The organism is Roseivivax sp. CAU 1761, from assembly GCF_054482755.1.
This window is the reverse complement of record NZ_JBTLRM010000050.1, coordinates 1-17,923: the sequence shown is the minus strand read 5'-3', so window position 1 is coordinate 17,923 and position 17,923 is coordinate 1. Positions and strand designations below refer to the sequence as shown.

The window sequence follows — 17,923 nt, the reverse complement described above, 5'->3', positions numbered from 1 at the left end:
GCGGCGCAAGGGGCCCCCCCGGGATGGCCGGCGCGGCCGGGCGCGCGGTGGTGGCTGGCAGCGCGGTGGCCGGTCCGGTGTCGGCCGGCGGCGCGCCTGCCGTGTCCCAGGCGGGCGCGCCGGCGCCGGCCGGTGGCGCGGCGGGAACGGTGCCGTCCGCCGCCGCCGGAGGCGGCGACGGCTCCGCCCGCCGGGCGTCCGGCGGCGTGGTGCCGCCCGGCGCGGCCATGCCGGAGCTCTGCGGCTCGGCCGGCGCAGGTCCCGGCTCTGCGGGGCTGGCGGCGCCGTCCGGCAAGACGTCGGACGGTTCCGGGGGCGGGACATGCCGGGATCCCCCGGCATCCCCCGCGGCCGGGTCCTTCGCCGCGGACCCGGCCGGGCCATGCGCGCCCACGGGCGCGGGTGCCCGTCCCGGGGCACCTTGCGGCGGGACCGCGGTCGTCGCGGGCATGCCGGGCAAGTTCGCGGCGACCGCGGGCGCCGCCGTCGCGGGAGCGGCCGGTTTCCCGGCGCCCGGGCCGGGCGCGGTCTCGCCGCGCGGGTCCCCCGGCGCCGCCGGTGGATGCGGCGGGACGTCGGGGTCCGGAGCATCGGGGGAGGCGGCGGGGAATGCGGTTGCCGGCGCGGCCACGCCGGCCTCGCCGCGATCCGCCGCGCGGTCGCCGGGCGTCGCGGCTTCGGTCTCGTCGCTAAACTCGCGGTCCGGCGCGGCGCCGTGCCGGGACGCGCCGGAGGCCGGAGCCGGCCGCGCCGCCGGACCCCCGGGCCCGGGGCCCGCGCCAGCCGCCGTCGTCCCGGGCTCCGGCGCCTCGGCGCTTGCCGGGCCCTTGCGGCGGCGGAATTTCGGTCTCTCGGCCACGGTCACTCCCTCGGCCCCGCGGCGGGACGGGCCACGCCGCGCCGGCCTGCCTGGCATTCTCTTCGCATCATCGCTCGGGCCTGCATGTCACAACGGGATCGCATCATCCCCGGTTTCATCACCCGATTCTGTCGAGAATGGGAGCGAAACCGGGGCATTGTCGACGCCGAGGCCGGGCCCTCAGAGGCCGAAGAGCCGTTCGGCCGAGATCGCCCGGGCGAGGAAGCGCGCGCGATCGGCCTCGGGCTGCCAGGCGAGCTGCGCCTTGGCCTTTGCGGTGTCGAAGCGCGCCAGGTGGCCGCGGCTGAGCCAGTCGGCGCGCGACGGGCGCTGGGCGTCGCGGCGCCCCAGCGCGTAGCGCTTCAGCGCCCATTTCACCGCGTCGGCGGCCCAGAAGGCGGTGAGATTGCCGCGGCTGACCCAGATCCGCGCGCCGGTGGCGGCGTGGATGGCGGCGAAATAGTCGCGCGCGCTCAGCATCGGCTCGCCCACGAGGTTGTAATCCTCGCCCACCGCCTCCGGCGCCTCGGCCATGCGGATCAGCCCCTCGGCCACGTCGTCGATCAGCACGAAGGGCAGGACGTTGTCGCCGCGGCCCCAGATGCGCACCGCGCCGGCGCCGTGCCAGCGGCCGATGCCCCAGTGCTGCAGCGGCCCGTCGCCGCCCACCACGATGCCCGGCCGGGCGACGGTCAGCGGCAGCCCGCGGTCGCGGCAAAGCGCCGTGAGCCGGCGTTCGCATTCCGCCTTGGAGCGGGCATAGAGGTTGCGGTCGGCGAGGTCGGCGTCGAAGCCGGTCGCCTCGGTGATGGTGCGGCGCGGGTCGGACATGTCGTAGCTGGCGATGGTGCCGGTATAGACCAGCCGCGCCACCCCGGCGTCGAGCGCCGCCTCGGCCACGTTCAGCGCAGGTGCGACATCGGTCTCGAGGCACTCCTGCCAGGTCGTGCCGAGCCCGCGGGCGAGGTTGTAGACCTGGTCCACGCCCCGCATCGCCGCGACCAGCGCGGCGCGGTCGTGCAGGCTCGCGCCGACCGTCTCCACCGCGTCGGGCAGGTCGGGAAACGGTCCGCGCCCGCCGCGCGACAGCACCCGCACGTCGCGGCCCGAGGCGACCAGCCGGCGGGTCAGGGCGCGGCCGATATAACCGGTGCCGCCGATCACCAGCGCGGAGGGGGCCGGGCGCCTGGTGGCGATCGCCGGGGCGCGCGGCGCCAGGCGCTCTGCCGGCAGCAGGGCCAGCGCGTCGTCGAGCGCCTGCATCACCGCGACCGCGGCCTCGGCGGTGAAGCGCGGGTCGGGCCGGCCGCCGCCATAGAGCGCGCGCGTCATGCCGCGGAAGCTCTCGGCATAGGGGCTGCGGGTGTTGAGGCTGCGGGTCTGCAGCGCGGCGTTGCGCAGCCCCTGGCCGAGATGCCCGCGCGACAGCGCCAGCTGCCGCCGCAGCGGGTTCAGCACCAGGTCGGAGGCGTTCTCCCGGTCGATTACCAGCGTGTCGGCGGCGAGGTCGAGCCGCGCCCGCCCCGAGGAGCCGCGCAGCGTCACCGCGCGGTCGTCGACGCTTTCCACCAGGCTCAGGGTCAGTGTCAGGTCGACATGGCCGGCGCGGGCCAGGATGCGGAAGCTCTGCGGCCGGGTGTCGCCGCCGGGCAGGGGGATGGGATGCGAGGCGTGGCAGGCGAGGATCTCGGGCGCCCCGAAGAGATCGACCGCGAAGGCCATCAGGTGCGGGCCGACCTCGAGCAGCAGGTTGCGCGGGCTGCGCATCAACCAGATCCCGTAGGGGCCCGAGCGCAGCGGCGCCAGGGGCAGCGCCCAGGTGATCTCGGCCGCCGAGACGCGGCCGAGATCGCCCGCCGCGAGCCGCCGTTTCAGCCGTCCGTAGGCCGGCAGGCCGAGGAAATTGTGCGCCGGGGCGAAGCGGCGCCCGGCGGCGCGCGCCGCGGCGGCGATCTCGCGGGTCTCGGCGGCGCTTTCGGCGACCGGCTTCTCGACCACCACGTCGAGCCCGGCCTCGAGACATTGCAGCGCCAGCCGGTGGTGCAGGTCGGGCGGCGTCAGGATGTGCACCGCGTCGCAGCCGCCGCTCTCGATCAGCGCCGCCAGCGAATCGTGCGCCGGCACGCCATGCGCCGCGGCCAGCGCCCGGGCGGCGGCGGGGTTGCGGTCGCAGATCGCGGCGAGCCGGGCGCCCGGCGTGGCGCGGATCGCGGCGGCGTGCCAGGCGGCGATGTATCCGGCGCCGATCAGGCCGATGCGGGTGGGGGCGGACATGCGGGCGGGCCTTTCACTTGTACTCGATGAGGCGCATCGGGGCGCGGCGCAGCCGGCGCAGGTGGAAGCGCGCCATGCCGAGGAGGTTGGGCAGTTTCGACAGGGTGAGAAGCGCCGCCTGGGCGCGCGCCTCGCCGGGTGCCATGCCGTCGCGGCGCAGCTTGCGGGCGGTGCGCGCCCAGTTCAGCGGCCAGGCGGCGAGCGGCAGCGGCGCCAGTGCCGGCGCGGCAACGGCCAGCGCCAGCGCCGCCGCCGGCACCGCCCCGGCATAGACCAGCGCGCGGCGGCGTTCGGCAACGAAATGGTCCGGGTGCAGGCGGCCGACCTGGGCAAAGCCGTGGCCGGTGCGCTCGGCCCGGCGCCACCATTGCCCGAAGCGCAGCATCGCGGCATCGTGCCGGGTCATCGCCACGGGCAGCCGGTCCAGCCGCCAGCCGGCCTTGCGCAGCCGGGTGCAGAACTCGTCATCCTCGGCGGCGATGACCTGCGGGTCGAAACCGCCCAGGGCGCGGAAGGCGGCGCTGCGCACCATCATGTCGCCGCCGCAGGTCGCGATCTCGCCCGCGGGGCGGTGCCATTCCCAGTCGCAGAGCCGGTTGTAGAGCGACGCCTCGGGATGCGTCTCGGCGCGCCAGCCGGTGACCAGGGCGGTGTCCGGGCGGGTGGCGAGATGCGCCGCGGCGCGCGCCGTCCAGCCCGCCACGATGCGGCAATCGCCGTCGATGAACTGCACCAGGGGCGCGGCGCCGCCGGCGGCGTCGAGCGCGGCGAAGCCCGCATTGCGCGCCCGGGCGGCGGTGAAGGGCGCCTCGGGCGCGAGCCGGACGATCTCGACCCCGGCGCGTTCGGCCAGGGCGAGGCTGTCATCGGTGGAGCCGGAATCGACGTAGACGATGCGCCGCGCCTGGCCCTGCGCGGCGTCGAGCGCGGCGGCGAGGCGGGACCCCTCGTTGCGCCCGATCAGCACCAGGTCCACCGCCTCGGTCACGGCGCCGGATCCGGCCGCTTGGCGGGGCGCGGCGTGGGCGCGGGGCCGTCGGCATAGGCCCGGAACAGCGCCGAGAGCCGGCGCGCCTCGCATTCCGCGTCGAAGGCTTCGGCGACCCTGGTGCGGCCGGCCGCGCCCATGCGGGCGCGGGCCGCGGGATCGTCGAGCAGGCGGGCCAGCGCCGCGCCGAGCGCCTCCGCGTCGCCGGGCGGGACCAGCAGGCCGTGGGTGCCGTCCTCCACCAGTTCCGGGACCCCCGCGATGCGCGTGGTGACCACCGGCAGGCCCGCCGCCATCGCCTCCATCAGCACCACCGGCACGCCCTCGGCGAAGCTCGGCAGCACGAAGAGATCGGCGCCGGCCAGCGCCGCGGCGACCTCGGACTGGCCGCGATAGCCGGCAAAGCTGCAGCGCCCGGAGAGCCCGAGCGCCGCCGCCCGGGCCTCCAGCGCGGCGCGGTCCGGGCCGTCGCCGATCAGCGTCAGGCGCAGGCCGGGGCGGTCCGGCGCCAGCGCGGCCAGCGCGTCGAGCAGCAGCGGCACGCCCTTCACCCCGGCGAGCCGGCCGACGAAGAGCAGCTCGCTGCCGCGCCGCGGGGTCCCGTCCGCGGCGGCGGCGGCGTAGCGCGCCGGGGTGACGCCGCAATGCACGACGTGCAGCTTCGGCCAATGCGCCGGCGCGGCAAAGCACATCAGCTGGGCGCGGGCGAAATCCGAGATGCAGGCCACGAAGCGGGCCCGCGCCGCCTTCTCGTCGATGCGCCAGTGCTCGGGCGCGAAGAAGATGTCGGGACCGTGGATGGTGAAGCTGTAGGGCAGGCCCGACAGCGCCGAGGCCAGCATCGCCACGCTGCAGGACGCCTTGGCGATGTGGTTGTGCAGGTGCTGCACGCCGCGGTCGGCCAGCTCGGCCGCCAGCACCCCGGCCTCGAGGAAGTAGAAGAGCTGGTAGAGATGCCCGCGCAGCCCCGGCGGCGCGGTGCGGCGGGCGAGGGCCAGCGCGGCGAGGTAGCGCCGCGGCCGGCGCATCCAGCGCAGATGCGCCGCGATCAGCCGGGCGGGGCGCCGCGCCGCCTCCAGCACGTGGAAGGTGCTCTCCTGTTCGGCGCGCTGCTCGGGGCCCACCAGGTGCTCCGGCCCGGTGCGCCGGATCGAGCAGGTCAGCACGTCGTGGCCGAGCCGGCGCAAGCCCGCCACCTCGCGCTGGATGAAGGTGTCCGAGGCGCGGGGATATTCCCCGGTCAGGTAGGCGATCCGCGGCAGGGTCACGGCGCGCCGGCCCCGAGGGCGGCGGCCATGCGGGCCTCGAAGGAGGGTTCGGGATGGACGCCGAAGGCCGCCTTCTGGGCGGCGTTGGGATAGCGCGCCGGCGCCATCCTGCGTGCCAGGGTCGGCGCCTGCAGGAGCCCGGGCAGATGCGCCGCCACCGGCGCCAGCCCGCGCGCCGCGGCGGCCAGCAGCGGGCGCGGCAGGGGCAGCACGGCGCGCGGCCAGCCGCCGGCGCGGTGCGCGGCCAGAAACCGGGCGCGATCCGGGCGGTCCTCGTCCAGCACGTTGATCACCCGCGTGCCGCGCGGGTCGCGCGCCGCGGCGTCGAGCAGCGCCCGGGCCACCGTCTCGACATGGGCGAGGGGCAGTTCGCCGGCGCCGCCGACGCGCAGCAGCAGCGGTCCGAGCGCAGGGCCCAGATGGGCGTTCCAGGTGCGGCCCGGGCCCCAGACGATGCCGGGCCGCAGGATCCACAGGCCGATCCCGGCCGCGGCGGCGGCGCGGCGGGCGATCTCCTCCTGGTGCAGCTTGGCGGCGACATAGGGGTCGCGGGCGTCGCGCCCGGCCAGCGGGCTGGTCTCGGCGATCTCGGGCGGCGGGTGGCCGGGGCCGGGCGGCGCGTAGACCGCCAGCGAGGAGACCAGCACCAGCCGTGCCACCCGCGCCGCCGCCATCGCCGCCAGCAGCCGCTCGGTGGCCAGCAGGGTGTCGCGGGCATGGGCCGCGGGCGAGGCGCCGAGATGGCCGGCGCAATGGATCACCGCCGTCACGCCGTCGAGATCGGCGGCCAGCTCGGCCGCCTCGGCGGTGGCGAGGTCGTGGCGCACCGGGCGCGGCCCGGCGGCGCCGTCGCGCGTCCGCGGCCCGGTCCCGCGCAGCACCGGCAGGGCGGCGACGTCGCGGCGCCGCGCCTCGGCCAGCGCGGCGCGGCCGAGATAGCCGGCGGCGCCGGTGATCGCGACGCGGCTCAGCGCCCCCATGGCATCGGCTCCATCGGCGCGCAGGCGGTTCTCATGCGCCGGTTGCCGCCGGTCTCGCCGGCGTTCTGGATCGCCAGCGTGACCTCGGTCAGGTGCAGCGCGTAGGCCCCGGCGAGGCGGCTCGGCCGGCCCGCGGCGATCGCTTCCAGCATCTCCACCGGGCCGAGCAGGAAGTTCATCGCCGCCGCGCCCCAGCGCCCGACCCGGGGATGGCGCGGCCCGCGCACCCGCAGCCGGCGCCCGACCGGGCTTTCGAACAGGCGGCGCCGCAGCCGCAGCCGGCGCCGGAACAGCACCGGCGCGGCATTGGCCCAGGCGGCGCCGCATTCCAGCACGCCGTCGCGGCCGAAGGCGCGGATGCGGTGGTCGTGCGGCGCCACGATCGAGGTGGTCAGCCGCACCGGCGGGCCGTCCTCGAAGAACAGCGTCGCCACCGACAAGTCGGGCGCGAAGGGCCCGGCGCCGGGCTTGCCGGGCACGGTCTCGGCCGAGGCCGCGGTGACCGAGCGCACGGCGCCGAACCAGGCGATCAGCCAGGACAGGTAATAGCCCGCATGTTCCAGCGTGCAGCCGGTGCGGAACTCATCCTCGAAGGGCCAGGGCGCGCCGCTCTCGCTCTGCCAGTCGCGGAACGGCGCCTGCACGATGTAGCCGTCGTCGAGCTCGGCATAGATGGCGCGGATCGGCCCGGCGGTGCCCTCGCGGATCGCCCGGCCCATGAGCTGCGCCGCCTCGCCCAGCACCGAACAGGGGGCGGAGGACAGCTGCAGCCCCGCCGCCGCGGCCCTCTCGGTCAGCGCCGCCGCCTCCTCGAAGCGCGCGGCGAGCGGCTTCTCGCACCAGACATGGCAGCCGGCGTCGAGGCAGGCGGCATTGACCGCGCCGTGCTGGTCGGGATTGGTCAGGTTCAGCACCACGCCGTCCCGGGGATGCCGCGCCAGCAGCGCCTCGAGGCTCTCGGCCGCGGGCAGGTCCCAATGGGCGCAGAACGCCGCCAGCCGCGCCGGGTCGCGGTCCCAGACGCCGGCGATGCGCAGGTCGGGGTAAAGCCTGTGCGCCCGCATGTAGAGATCGGCCACGAAGCCGCAGCCGACGATGGAGAGCGTCGCCGCGGTCATCGCGTCTGCGGTCCGGGCAGCGGCATCTGTCGGCTCCTTCGATCTGGCACGGCCCGGGGCGCGACCGGGACGGCGGGCATGTGACGGGTCTTCAAGCACGCAATGTTGGCGGCATTTCGACCGGATTGTCGCGCCGGCGCAAGCGGCTCCGGCATCCCGCGGTTCCGGGCCGGGCGCAACCGTGCTAGCGCGGAGACGGGCGGAGCGGAGGGCGGTCCGGGATGGAATTCTTCGCGGGCGGCACGCGGGTCACGGTGAACGTGCCCGACATGGCGGCGCTGGAGCGCGCGGTGGCGGCGCGGCTGGCGGCGCGGCAGGGCTTCGCGCTGGCGACGCTGAACCTCGACCATCTGGTGAAGCTGGCGCGGTCGGAGCGCTTCCGCGCGGCCTATGCGGCGCAGGACCTGGTGAGCGCGGATGGCAATCCGGTGGTCTGGCTGTCGCGGCTGGCCGGGCGCCCGGTGGCGCTGGTGCCGGGCTCCGACGCGCTGCGCCCGGTGCTGCGCCTCGCCGCCGCGCAGGGCGTGCCGGTGGCCTTCCTGGGCTCCACCGAGGCCAGCCTCGAGGCCGCCGCGGCGCGGCTGGCGGCAGAGCTGCCCGGGCTGCGCATCGCCGGCTGCTGGGCGCCGCCGATGGGGTTCGACCCCGCGGGCGCCGCGGCCCGGGCGCTCCTGGCCGAGGTCGCGGCTTCGGGCGCCGGGCTCTGCGTGATCGTGCTGGGCGCGCCGAAGCAGGAGATGCTGGCGGCGCTGGGCCGGCAGGTGGCGCCGCAGATCGGCTTTGCCTGCTTCGGCGCCGGGCTCGATTTCGTCGCCGGGACCCAGCGTCGGGCGCCGCGTTGGATGCGCCGTCTGGCGCTGGAATGGCTGTGGCGGCTGGGCCGCGACCCGCGTCGCCTGGCCGGGCGCTACGCCGCCTGCCTGGCGATCCTGCCGGGGCTCGGCTGGCGGGCCTGGCGGCAGCGTCAGCGCGCCCGCGGCTGATCCGCCATCGGGTCCGGCGCCGGGCCCGGCCGCCCGGCCAGCACCCAATCGTAGATCTCGGCGATCTGTTCGGCCTTGCGGGCCCAGGTGAAGCGCTCCGCGACCCGCGCCCGTGCCGCAGCCCCGAGCGGCGCGAGGGCGCTGCGGTCGGCGGCGAGGCGCGCCAGCTCCGCGGCCAGGTTGCGGGTCAGCGCGCCGCGGTCCGGGCAGGGCAGCTTGAGGCCGGTCTCCGGCGTGACCAGTTCGCCCGGCCCGGCGTAATCGGCGACCAGCGGCGGCACGCCCATGGCCATCGCCTCGAGCACCGCGCCGCCGCCGAATTCGCGGATCGACGGGAAGGCCAAAAGGTGGGCGCGGGCCAGCACCTCCTGCACCTCGCCATGCGGGCGCCAGCCGTGCAGGCGCAAGGCCGGGCCGATCTCCGCCGCGGCGGCGGCGAGGCCGTCGCGGAGCGGACCGTCGCCCACGATGTCGAGCTCCAGCCGCCCGGCGGCAAGCAGCGGGCGCGCCGCCTCGACCAGCAGGTCGGGCCCCTTGTAGGGCACCAGCCGGCCCACGAAGGCGGCCCGCAGGGGACCCTCCGCGGGGGCGGCGGCGGCGCGGGAGAAGCGCGCCGGGTCGATGCCGTTCTCGGGCAGGTAGATCGTCTTGGCCCGGTGGCGGGCGGGGATCTCGCCCTCGGTGTGGCGCGACCCGGCGAGGATCGCCGCGGCGTGGCGCAGCGTGGCGCCGCGGCCGGGCAGGGCGCGGTAGGCGCCGCGCACGTAGCTCAGCCATTCGCGTTCGCGGCGCCGCTCGGCGTTGAAGCCGCGCGGCCAAGGCACGCCGCCGTTCAGCGGGCCCAGCACGAAGGGCACCCCGGCCCGCGCGCAGCGCGCCGCCAGCGGCGAGGCGATGACCGGCGAGAGCGGCGTGACCCGGTGCACGATGTCCCAGGCGCCGGCGGCGATCCCGGTGCCGAAGCGGCGCCACACCAGTTGCTCGAACCAGGGATAGGCGACGGCGTTCAGCGCCTGCACCATGGTCCAGCCCTTGCCCTCGCCCATCCGCAGCCATTGCGCGAGCCGCCAGGCCGGCGCGGCCAGGGCCTCGGAATCGATGAAGGTGACGTCGCGCCCCTCCTCCAGCCCGGCAGCGAGGATCGCCTCGCGGTTGCGGATCTGGGTCACCAGATGGGTCTCGGCCACGCCGCAGAGGGCCCGCGCCAGCGACCAGCCAACCAGCGGCACCGAGACCCAGTCGGGGTTGGCGGCCTCGGCGATCACCAGCACCCGCGGCCGAGGGCGGGGCGGGCTCACAGCACCGGCCGCCACTGGAAGGGCGGTTTCTTGCGGCGCCGGCCGAGTTGCAGGCGTTCGGCGCGCAGCACCTCGGCGTAGCCGGTCAGCGCCCCGGCGATCAGCCAGGTCAGCGGCGTCAGCGTGGCATTGGGCAGCATGTCGAAGAGGTTGATGGCGAGGATCAGCGACAGCGGCGCGATATGCAGCGCCACCGACGCGTCGCGGCGCGTCACGGTCTCGCGCCAGAGCAGCGCCATGGGCAGCGCGATCAGCCCGAACTCGGCCAGGAAGCCGATCCAGCCATAGATCCCGAGGGTGATGATCCAGCGCCCGTCGGCGACCGAGTCGATGGCGCCGGTGACCTGGTCGCGGATCTGATTGCGGCCCCAGCTGCCCCAGCCGAACCACGGTTTCTCGGCCGCCCGGTCGAGCAGCGCGTTCTCGTTCTCGAAGCGGAAGGCGATGGAATTGGCCCGCTCAGGCGAGATCGCCGCCGCCTGGTCGAGGATCGCCGTCTCGGGCACCAGCTCGACGCCTTTCAGGAGTGGATAGCTCAGCGACAGCACCGCGATCAGCATCGCCGCGTTGATCTGCATGATCGGCCGCAGCAGGAGCAGCAGCGGCACCGCCCCCGCCGCCAGGATCAGCGCCCCGAGCGACTTGGCCAGCACCAGGACCAGCCCGAGATAGAGCGCGGCCGCGCCGTAGAAGACCCGGCTGCGGCGGTCGTCGTGCTTCCAGAGGGCGAGCGCCGCGATCAGCGCCATCAGGGTGAAGAAGGCGACCCAGATGCCGTGATAGAGGAACACCATGGGGCGGAAGCCGCCGAAGCGGATGGTCTGCTCGAAGAGGTGCTGGTAATAGCCGTAGACCCACATGTTGAGCTGCGGCGACAGGCGGATCTCCACCAGCATCAGGAGCGAATAGGCCAGCCCGCCCCAGACCAGGCCGAGCAGCAGGTCGCGCTGCGCCGCACCGTTGGCGAGCACCCGGCGCGCCAGCAGGAAGGGCAGCACCAGCAGCGCCTGCTGGATCGGCAGCGCCGCCATGTCCTTGAGGCCGAGCCCCGGCACCACGGCATAGTCGAAGACCAGCGGCTCGGGGTTGTTCAGCACGGTGAGGACCGGCGACAGCACGAACAGCGCCAGCAGCAGGCGGGTCAGGCGGTTCTCGGGCAGCAGCGGCTCCTCGCCGCCGCGCTGCCAGAGCAGCATCGCCATGGCCGAGAGCGCCGGTATGTTGTGCTTGGTGAAGGGCGGGAAGAGCGGCAGGTCGAAGACCGCCGGCGGCTCGGGCAGCAGCAGGTAGCCGCCGAGCACCGCGGCGATGGCGGCGCGGGCCGGGGCGAGCTGGCGGAACAGCACGATGGTCACCACCGGCCACGCTGCCAGCATCAGGAAGGCGGCAAGGTTGGGCATCGGCCTCCGGTTCCGTGCGTCGTCCGCGGCCCGAGGCGCCCGCGTCGCCCGGCCGGACTCCTTTGCCCGCTCTCTAGCAGACCGCGCAGGGCGCGTCGTGGCAGGGGCGCGGAATTCTCGTGGCTATGGCACAAAGGCCGCGCGGCGGGCGCCGGGGCGCGGCGGGGGGACGACACAAACCGGTCCTGCCCAGCACGGATGACGTAAGGTAATCTTCCGGCATTGACCTTACGGGAGCCGTTTCATGACCTATCGCCTTGTTGTTGCCCTCACCCTGATCCTGGCCATTCTCGCGCTGACCCCCCGGAGCGGTCAGGCCAACACCATGGGCGGGTTCGACCTGCCGGTGATGGTCTTCCCGGAGAACAGCCAGGAGGCGCGGCCGCGGCCCCTGCCGCTGCCGGCGGAGCCGCGCTAGGCGCCACGGCGCCCCGCGCCGCGGAGGCGCCGGTCAGTCGACCCGGCGCACCAGCACCTGGTTGCCGGAGGTCTTCTTGGTCTCGAAGACCTTCAGCTCCGACACCAGTTCGGAGAGCTTGCGCTTGCCGTAGGTGCGGGTGTCGAAATCCGGGTAGGCGCTGGTCAGGAACTGGCCGAGCTGGCCGAGTGTGTACCACTCGTCCTCCTGCTCGATCGCGTCCATCGCCTTGAAGATCAGGTTGCGGGCCTCCTCGAGATTGCCGGTGGCCTTCGGCGCGCCGCGCCCGCCGCGCCCCGAGAGATCCGGCGCGCCCTCGATGTTCTCGAGGAAGATGAAACGCTTGCAGGCCTTGCGGAAGGCCTCGGGCGTCTTCTGCATGCCGACGCCGTAGACGTCGAGTCCCTGCTCGCGCAGGCGGGAGGCGAGCCGGGTGAAATCGCTGTCCGAGGAGACCAGCACGAAGCCGTCGAAGCGCCCCGAATGCATCAGGTCCATGGCGTCGATGACCAGCGCGATGTCGGAGGCGTTCTTGCCCACCGTGTTGGCCGGCTGGTGGGTCGGCACGAGGCCGAACTCGGCGGTGACCTTGGACCAGCCCGACATCTGCTGGGACGAGAAGTCCCCGTAGCAGCGCCGCACGCTGGCCTCACCGAGGCTGGCGATCTCGTCGAACAGCGCCTTGGCGTATTTCGGCGAGGTGTTGTCGGCGTCGATCAGGACGGCGAGGAGTCGGGTATCCTGCGGCATGAAGCCTCCGGGGCCTGGGATCAGAGCGTGCGGTACATCACCAGCGCATCGACATAGCCGTCGCGCGGGTGGCGGAAAGCGCCGGGCAGGCGGCCGACCACGTCGAAGCCGGCGCGCTGCCATGTTGCCACGGCGCGGGCATTGCTGGCGACGACGAAGTTGAACTGCATGGCGCGGAAGCCGGCGGCGCGGGCGCCCGCCAGCGCGTGGTCGAGCATGGCGCGGGCCAGCCCGCGGCCCTGCGCCGCCGCGGCGGTGGCGAAGGCGGCATTGGCGACATGGGCGCCGCCGCCGGGCTTGTTGGCGCAGAGGAAATAGGTGCCGAGGACGCCCTCCGCCGCCTCCGCGACCCAGACCGCATGGCCGGGGCCGCACCAATAGGCGCGGGCCTCCGGCTCGGAGATCTGCGGATCGACGGCATAGGTCTCGCCGGCGCGGAAGATCGGCTCGAGGATCGCCCATTGCGTCGGCCAGTCGGCCGGCAGGGCGGGGCGGATGACGGGCGCGCGGGCGTTCATGGCGCGGCAATGCCGCAACCCGGCCAGCGGCGCAAGCCGAAGCCGGGCCGGTCAGCGTCGGTTGGCCCGCCCGGCGGCCTCGGGCGCGGCGCGCCGTCCGGCGGCCATGGGCGCGGCGCTCAGGCCGGGGCCGCGTCGTCCGGGGCGCGCTCGCGGACCTGCCGCCCGCGCAGCGCCAGCGCGGTCACGGCCGGGAGCAGCGCTGCGGCGACGAACATCGCCCGGGGACCGGCGCTCTGGGCCAGCACGCCGGCCAGGGCCGGCCCGAGCACGCTGCCCGCCGCGGTCATCAGCAGCGTCGCGGTGAAGCTCAGCGCGGGCAGGCTGGGGAACAGCCGTTCCGACCAGAAGGCCAGCACCGCGCTGGTCATCATCACGTGGAGGCCCTGCAGCCCGGAGGAGGCCGCGAGCGCCGCGAGGCTCCCCGGCAGCAGCGCGGCCAGCGCCAGCGACAGCGCGCCCGCCGCCATCAGTACCCGGATCAGCATGGCGAGCCCCAGCGCCGCCTTGATCCGCGCGGTGGCGAGGCCCGTCAGGCCGCAAAGGCCGTAGCTGACATAGACCAGCGCCGGACGGACCAGCCCGCCGCCGCCGTCCTGTGGCGTGCCGGCGAAGCGGTCGGCGGCGAAGGAGATGAAGGTCGCCGAGGTCACCCCGTAGACGAAGGCGATGACGAAGAGCGGCACCGCCTCGGCGCGCAGCAGGGTCCGGTAGCCGCGCGGCGGCGGGTCGTCCGCCGACTTGCCCACCGGATGCAGCGCCGCGCGGTTGGCGAGCAGCGCGGCCAGTGCGGCCAGCGCGAAGCCGGCCCAGACCAGGCGCCAGGACAGCCCGGACAGCGCGGTGACAAGCGCCGCAAGCCCCGCCAGCACGATGCCGATGGCGGTGCCGGTGCTGACCAGCGACAGGGCGCCGGGCCGATCGGGCGCGCTGACCTTGCGGTGCACCGCGTCGTTGAACGGGGTCCAGGCGAAGCCGGCGCTCGACGCGGCAAGGCACACGCCGGCCGCCAGGACCGGCAGCGACGGCGCCGCGGCGCAGATCCCGAGCCCCGCCGCGGCGGCGGCCAGACCGGCCAGGACCGGCGCCTCGGGGCCGCGGCGCTGCAACAGCCACTGCGCCGCGAGCAGGCCGAGGAAGAAGCCCAGGAAGCCCAGGCTGGAGACGAAGCCCACCGCCGCGTCCGACATCTCGAAGGCCGTGCGCAGGTCCGGCACGAAGAGCCCGAACCCCATCCGCGCCGGTCCGTAGCTGATGGCGGTGGCGGAGAAGCCGGCAAGCGACAGGGTGGTGTAGTAGGTGATGGAAGAGCCCTCCGGTTTGGAGGGGAATGCAGGCCCGCCGGGCGCCGTTCCTGGCGATCCCGGCCCGCTTCCGGTCAGCGCCGCCGGGGTCGGCGGGGGGTCGGGGCCCCGGCAGGCCCCCGATCCGGCCCGCCCGCGTCCCGGCGGTCTCAGGTGCCCCAGCCCTCGGACTGCATCTCGTGCAGGCGGCTCGCCGTGCGCTCGAACTCGAAGGCGCCGGAGCCCTCGATATAGAGGTAGTCGGGGGCCGCCGCCGCCGAGAGTATCAGCCTTGTGCGGGCCTCGTAGAGCGCGTCGACCAGGGTCACGAAGCGCTTGGCCTCGTTGAAGTTCTGCCGGCCCAGCCGCGGCACCTCCTCGAGGATCAGCACGCGCACCGTCTCGGCCAGCTTGAGGTAGTCGGCCGGGCCCAGCGGCCGGCCGCAGAGTTCGTAGAAGCTGGCCCGGGCGACCCCGTTGGAGAACCGCGCCAGTTCCAGCGTGCGGCCCTGCACGGTCAGGTCGAGCCGTTCCTCGCGGCCGTCCGAGAGCGCCTGCCAGATCGTCTCGATGGCGGCGCGGGCCGCGGCATCGGCGGGGGTGAAATAGCTGTCGGCGCCCTTCAGGCGGTCCTGCCGGTAATCCCGCGCCGCGTCGAGTTCGCGGATCTCCAGCCGCTCCTTCAGCAGGTCGATGAAGGGCAGGAAGAGGTTGCGGTTCAGCCCGTCCTTGTAAAGGTCGTCGGGCGGCCGGTTGGAGGTGGTCACCACGGTGCAGCCGGCCTCGAACAGCATCTCGAAGAGCCGCCCCACCAGCATCGCGTCGGCGATGTCGGTGACCTGCATCTCGTCGAAGGCGAAGACTCGCACGCTGTCGGCCACCGCGCGGGCCACCGGGCGCAGGGGATCGTCGCTGCCCTTCTGGCGCTCGGCATGCACGCCGGCCTGCACCTCCTGCATGAAGGCGTGGAAATGCACCCGCCGGGCCGGCACGTCGAGGCTGTCGACGAAGAGATCCATCAACAGCGACTTGCCGCGGCCGACCCCGCCCCAGAGGTAGAGCCCCTTGGGCGGCGGCGGCGGCTTGCGGAACAGGCCGCGCTTCTTGCGCGGCTGGTCCAGCGCCGCGCGGATGCGCTCGAATTCCGGCAGCAGCGCCTCCTGCGCGGGGTCGGCCTCGAGCCGGCCTTCAGCCACCCGGGCGGCGTAGAGGTCGGGCAGGGTCTCAGACATTCGGCCGCCCCTGCAGCCCCATCAGCCGCCGCATCCCGGTCCAGAGCGCCGGCAGGCGCGGCGGCGCCGCGAGCCCGGCCAGCGCCTCGTCCTGCCAGCGCGCCATCGGGCCGCGGGCGAAGTCGCGGCCCCAGGCGAGATAGGCCGCCGCATGTTCCGGGCGCAGCCGGCAGGCCGAGCCGACGAGGCCGACCAGCGTCTCGGGCGGCGAATACCATTCGTCCTGGATGGCGGTGACGCGGCGCTTCAGCAGCGGCCCGACGCTGCGCATCAGGCGGCTTTCGGAGAATTGCAGCAGCAGCTCGCCCATCTCGTCGCGGTCGTAGTGGATCAGCGGCGGGAAGGTGTCGAAGAACACCGCGCCGCCGTTGAGGATGGCGAAGTTGCGGATCGAGGGGTGGAAGCCGATGCGGGTCTCGAAGCGGTCGGCGGCGGTCCAGAAGCCGGCGGTGACCTCGCCCGCGGCCTGCATCATCGCCAGCGTCTCGTCCCGCGGCGCGGTCTCCATGCGCGGCCGCATCAGGCTGTCCTCGGGCAGGGCCGCCTGCACGATCACCGGCACCCGGGCGCCGTCGAGGTCGAGCAGGTGGAACGCGGTCTCGGGCAGCGGCACGCCGGCCGCGCGCAGGGCCCGGGCGTAATCGTCATGCGCGGCGGCCAGCCGGTCCAGCGCGGCGCCGTCGCGCAGGCCGCGATAGACCTTGATCACGCGGTCGGCGAAGGGCCCGGAGGCGGGCCGGAACGGGGCGCAGAAATAGCCCAGCCGGGAAATCGTGCGGCCGCGTTCGGCGGCGTCGGCGCGAAGCAGCGCGGCGAGCGCGTCGCGGTCGGTGGTCATGGCGTCCCTCCGGAGCGGTTCCGGCCCCGGTCTAGCCGGTCGCCAACTGCTCCGCCACCTCCTGCGTCAGCGCCTCGACCTCGGCGCGGGCCGGACCGTTGCCGGCCTCGGCGGCGCCGAGCCCGCGTCCCAGCGCCTCGGCATAGACCACCCGGTGGGCCAGCTGCGCGGCGGCGATGCGCGCCGCGAGCTGCTCCGCGGCGGTCGCCACCTCGGCGCCGAGCCGGGTCCCGGCGCGGGCCCGGTTGAGCACGATCAGCGCCTCCTTGCTCTCGCGGTGGGCCAGGTCGAGCACGCCCTCGGTGGCCCAGAGATCGACATGGCTCATCGCCACCGGCACCAGCACGAGATCGGCGGCGCGCAGGGCCGGGCGCAGGTCGCTGTCGGCCTTCGGCGGGGTGTCGACAATGACCACGTCGCAGCGCTCGGCCAGCTTGCGGCTCTCGTAGGGGATGCCCCAGGCCGAGGAGGTGGCGAAATCCATGTCGGGATCGGTGCGGCCCTCGAGCCGGGTCATGAACCAGCGCCCGAGACTGCCCTGCGGATCGGTGTCGATCACCGCCACCGAGCGGCCCCGGCGCAGGAAGCCGGTGGCCAGGTTGGCGGCCAGCGTGGTCTTGCCCGAGCCGCCCTTCTGCTGCGCGATGGTGATCACCGTTCCCACGATCCGCCGCCCCTCCGAATCAGTGCCGAATCACCGGCAGGGTCATCTTGCACCGGGGGGCCGGGCTTGACCACAGGGCAGGCCGGCGGGGCGGCGTTAAGCTCCGATTAACCAAGCGCCGCGGAGGATTTCCGGGCAATGGGCGGGGGAGACCGGCGATGCGCAGGGCCTGCGCGGCCGCGGCGATGCTGATCGCGCTGGCGCCGGGGCCGGCCGCCGCCGGCGCCTGGCCGCGCGAGCCGGGCAGCGTCTTCGCGAGCCTCGCCACCCATCTCAGCTGGCCGCAGGACATCGCCACCTGGACCTCCTCGGCGCCGACCGGGCGCTACGACGCGCTCTATCTCGAATACGGGCTGACGCCGCGTCTGACACTGGGGCTCGACCTCGGGCGCGGGGTCTCTGGCAGCGCCAAGACCGCGGCCTTCCTGCGCCTGCCGCTCGGGCCGCCGGAGCGGGACCTGAAGCTCGCGATCGAACTGGGCCTCGGGCAGATCGACGGGGCGCTGCGGCTGCGGCCGGGGCTGAACCTCGGCTACGGCTTCGCCCGCGGCTGGCTCGCCGCCGATCTCGTCGTCGAACAGCCGCTGTCCGGGGCCGCCCCGGACGTCAAGCTCGACCTGACCTTCGGTCTGACCCTGCCCGCGGCGCGCAAGCTGATCCTGCAGCTCCAGGCCGGGCAGCAGGCCGGCGACCCGGCCTTCCTGCGGCTCGCGCCGTCGCTGGTCGTGCCGCTGGGCGAGAGCCGCTTCTCGGCCGAGATCGGCGGCGCCTGGGGGCTCGCGGGGGACGCCTCGATGGGGCTGAAGCTGGGCCTCTGGGCGCAATTCTGACCCGGCACAGACCTTTGTCTGTGCGACCGATTCCGCGGTTGCGGGAGGGGCGCCTTTGTCCCATCGTCCGCGCGAATTTTGCCACAACGCATGAACGAGGGAGCACATCATGAAGACGCGGGCAGCGGTTGCGCTGGAGGCGGGCAAGCCTCTGGAGGTGATGGAGGTCAATCTCGAGGGTCCGAAGGCGGGCGAGGTTCTGGTCGAGATCAAGGCGACGGG

16 protein-coding genes and 2 pseudogenes are annotated in these 17,923 nt (G+C 74.8%); 4 read left to right on the top strand and 14 right to left on the bottom strand.

What is annotated here, in order from left to right; all coding sequences use genetic code 11:
- The 6 genes and pseudogenes from ACXYMW_RS19030 to ACXYMW_RS19005 all read right to left on the bottom strand — a co-directional run.
- Nucleotides 1-229: pseudogene (locus ACXYMW_RS19030) on the bottom strand (hypothetical protein); the annotation flags it as partial.
- 810 nt (nucleotides 230-1,039) lie between these two features.
- Entirely contained in the window at nucleotides 1,040-3,133 is a 2,094-nt protein-coding gene (locus ACXYMW_RS19025; RefSeq protein ID WP_459036907.1) for an NAD-dependent epimerase/dehydratase family protein, read from the bottom strand.
- A 13-nt stretch (nucleotides 3,134-3,146) separates the two neighbouring features.
- Nucleotides 3,147-4,121: a glycosyltransferase family 2 protein gene (locus tag ACXYMW_RS19020; RefSeq protein ID WP_459036906.1), complete on the bottom strand. Its 975-nt coding sequence runs from the start codon at nucleotides 4,119-4,121 to the stop codon at nucleotides 3,147-3,149.
- Nucleotides 4,118-5,389, bottom strand: coding sequence for a glycosyltransferase family 4 protein (locus ACXYMW_RS19015; protein WP_459036905.1), 1,272 nt, complete (start codon nucleotides 5,387-5,389; stop codon nucleotides 4,118-4,120). Before ACXYMW_RS19015 ends, ACXYMW_RS19020 begins: the two co-directional genes overlap by 4 nt.
- The gene (locus ACXYMW_RS19010) at nucleotides 5,386-6,369 is read right to left on the bottom strand and encodes an NAD-dependent epimerase/dehydratase family protein (RefSeq protein ID WP_459036904.1); all 984 of its coding nucleotides are present in this window, start codon (nucleotides 6,367-6,369) and stop codon (nucleotides 5,386-5,388) included. The genes ACXYMW_RS19015 and ACXYMW_RS19010 overlap by 4 nt, the downstream gene beginning before the upstream one ends.
- Nucleotides 6,357-7,487, bottom strand: a complete 1,131-nt coding sequence (locus tag ACXYMW_RS19005) for a Gfo/Idh/MocA family protein (RefSeq protein ID WP_459036903.1) — start codon at nucleotides 7,485-7,487, stop codon at nucleotides 6,357-6,359. Before ACXYMW_RS19005 ends, ACXYMW_RS19010 begins: the two co-directional genes overlap by 13 nt.
- Before the next feature lie 221 nt (nucleotides 7,488-7,708).
- On the opposite strand from ACXYMW_RS19005, the gene ACXYMW_RS19000 reads away from it, so the two are divergent.
- Nucleotides 7,709-8,470 carry a WecB/TagA/CpsF family glycosyltransferase gene (locus ACXYMW_RS19000; protein ID WP_459036902.1) on the top strand — a complete coding sequence of 254 codons (762 nt, stop codon included), beginning with the start codon at nucleotides 7,709-7,711 and terminating at the stop codon, nucleotides 8,468-8,470.
- On the opposite strand, the gene ACXYMW_RS18995 is transcribed toward ACXYMW_RS19000, so the two are convergent.
- Nucleotides 8,452-9,768 (bottom strand): glycosyltransferase family 4 protein, encoded by a 1,317-nt coding sequence (locus ACXYMW_RS18995; protein WP_459036901.1) that lies wholly within the window; start codon nucleotides 9,766-9,768, stop codon nucleotides 8,452-8,454. The two genes, ACXYMW_RS19000 and ACXYMW_RS18995, sit on opposite strands and share 19 nt — an antisense overlap.
- Nucleotides 9,765-11,168, bottom strand: coding sequence for a hypothetical protein (locus tag ACXYMW_RS18990; RefSeq protein ID WP_459036900.1), 1,404 nt, complete (start codon nucleotides 11,166-11,168; stop codon nucleotides 9,765-9,767). The genes ACXYMW_RS18995 and ACXYMW_RS18990 overlap by 4 nt, the downstream gene beginning before the upstream one ends.
- A 244-nt stretch (nucleotides 11,169-11,412) precedes the next feature.
- Here ACXYMW_RS18990 and ACXYMW_RS18985 point away from each other — a divergent pair, with 244 nt between their 5' ends.
- The gene (locus ACXYMW_RS18985; protein WP_459036899.1) at nucleotides 11,413-11,586 is read left to right on the top strand and encodes a hypothetical protein; all 174 of its coding nucleotides are present in this window, start codon (nucleotides 11,413-11,415) and stop codon (nucleotides 11,584-11,586) included.
- Between the two features lie 33 nt (nucleotides 11,587-11,619).
- On the opposite strand, the gene ACXYMW_RS18980 is transcribed toward ACXYMW_RS18985, so the two are convergent.
- From ACXYMW_RS18980 to parA, 6 genes are all read right to left on the bottom strand, one after another.
- A complete protein-coding gene (locus ACXYMW_RS18980) occupies nucleotides 11,620-12,336 on the bottom strand; it encodes an NYN domain-containing protein (RefSeq protein WP_459036898.1) in 717 nt (238 codons plus the stop codon).
- 20 nt (nucleotides 12,337-12,356) lie between these two features.
- Entirely contained in the window at nucleotides 12,357-12,854 is a 498-nt protein-coding gene (locus ACXYMW_RS18975) for a GNAT family N-acetyltransferase (protein ID WP_459036897.1), read from the bottom strand.
- Nucleotides 12,855-12,973: 119 nt separating this feature from the next.
- Nucleotides 12,974-14,110: an MFS transporter gene (locus ACXYMW_RS18970; protein ID WP_459036909.1), complete on the bottom strand. Its 1,137-nt coding sequence runs from the start codon at nucleotides 14,108-14,110 to the stop codon at nucleotides 12,974-12,976.
- A 197-nt stretch (nucleotides 14,111-14,307) separates the two neighbouring features.
- Entirely contained in the window at nucleotides 14,308-15,369 is a 1,062-nt protein-coding gene (gene zapE / locus ACXYMW_RS18965; protein WP_459036896.1) for a cell division protein ZapE, read from the bottom strand.
- Entirely contained in the window at nucleotides 15,362-16,207 is an 846-nt protein-coding gene (locus ACXYMW_RS18960) for a DUF6206 family protein (RefSeq protein ID WP_459036895.1), read from the bottom strand. Before ACXYMW_RS18960 ends, zapE begins: the two co-directional genes overlap by 8 nt.
- 31 nt (nucleotides 16,208-16,238) lie before the next feature.
- Nucleotides 16,239-16,874 (bottom strand): ParA family partition ATPase, encoded by a 636-nt coding sequence (gene parA, locus ACXYMW_RS18955; RefSeq protein ID WP_459036908.1) that lies wholly within the window; start codon nucleotides 16,872-16,874, stop codon nucleotides 16,239-16,241.
- 155 nt (nucleotides 16,875-17,029) lie between these two features.
- Here parA and ACXYMW_RS18950 point away from each other — a divergent pair, with 155 nt between their 5' ends.
- On the top strand, nucleotides 17,030-17,701 hold the full coding sequence (locus ACXYMW_RS18950) for a hypothetical protein (RefSeq protein WP_459036894.1): 672 nt from the start codon (nucleotides 17,030-17,032) through the stop codon (nucleotides 17,699-17,701).
- A gap of 109 nt (nucleotides 17,702-17,810) precedes the next feature.
- Nucleotides 17,811-17,923: pseudogene (locus tag ACXYMW_RS18945) on the top strand (S-(hydroxymethyl)glutathione dehydrogenase); the annotation flags it as partial.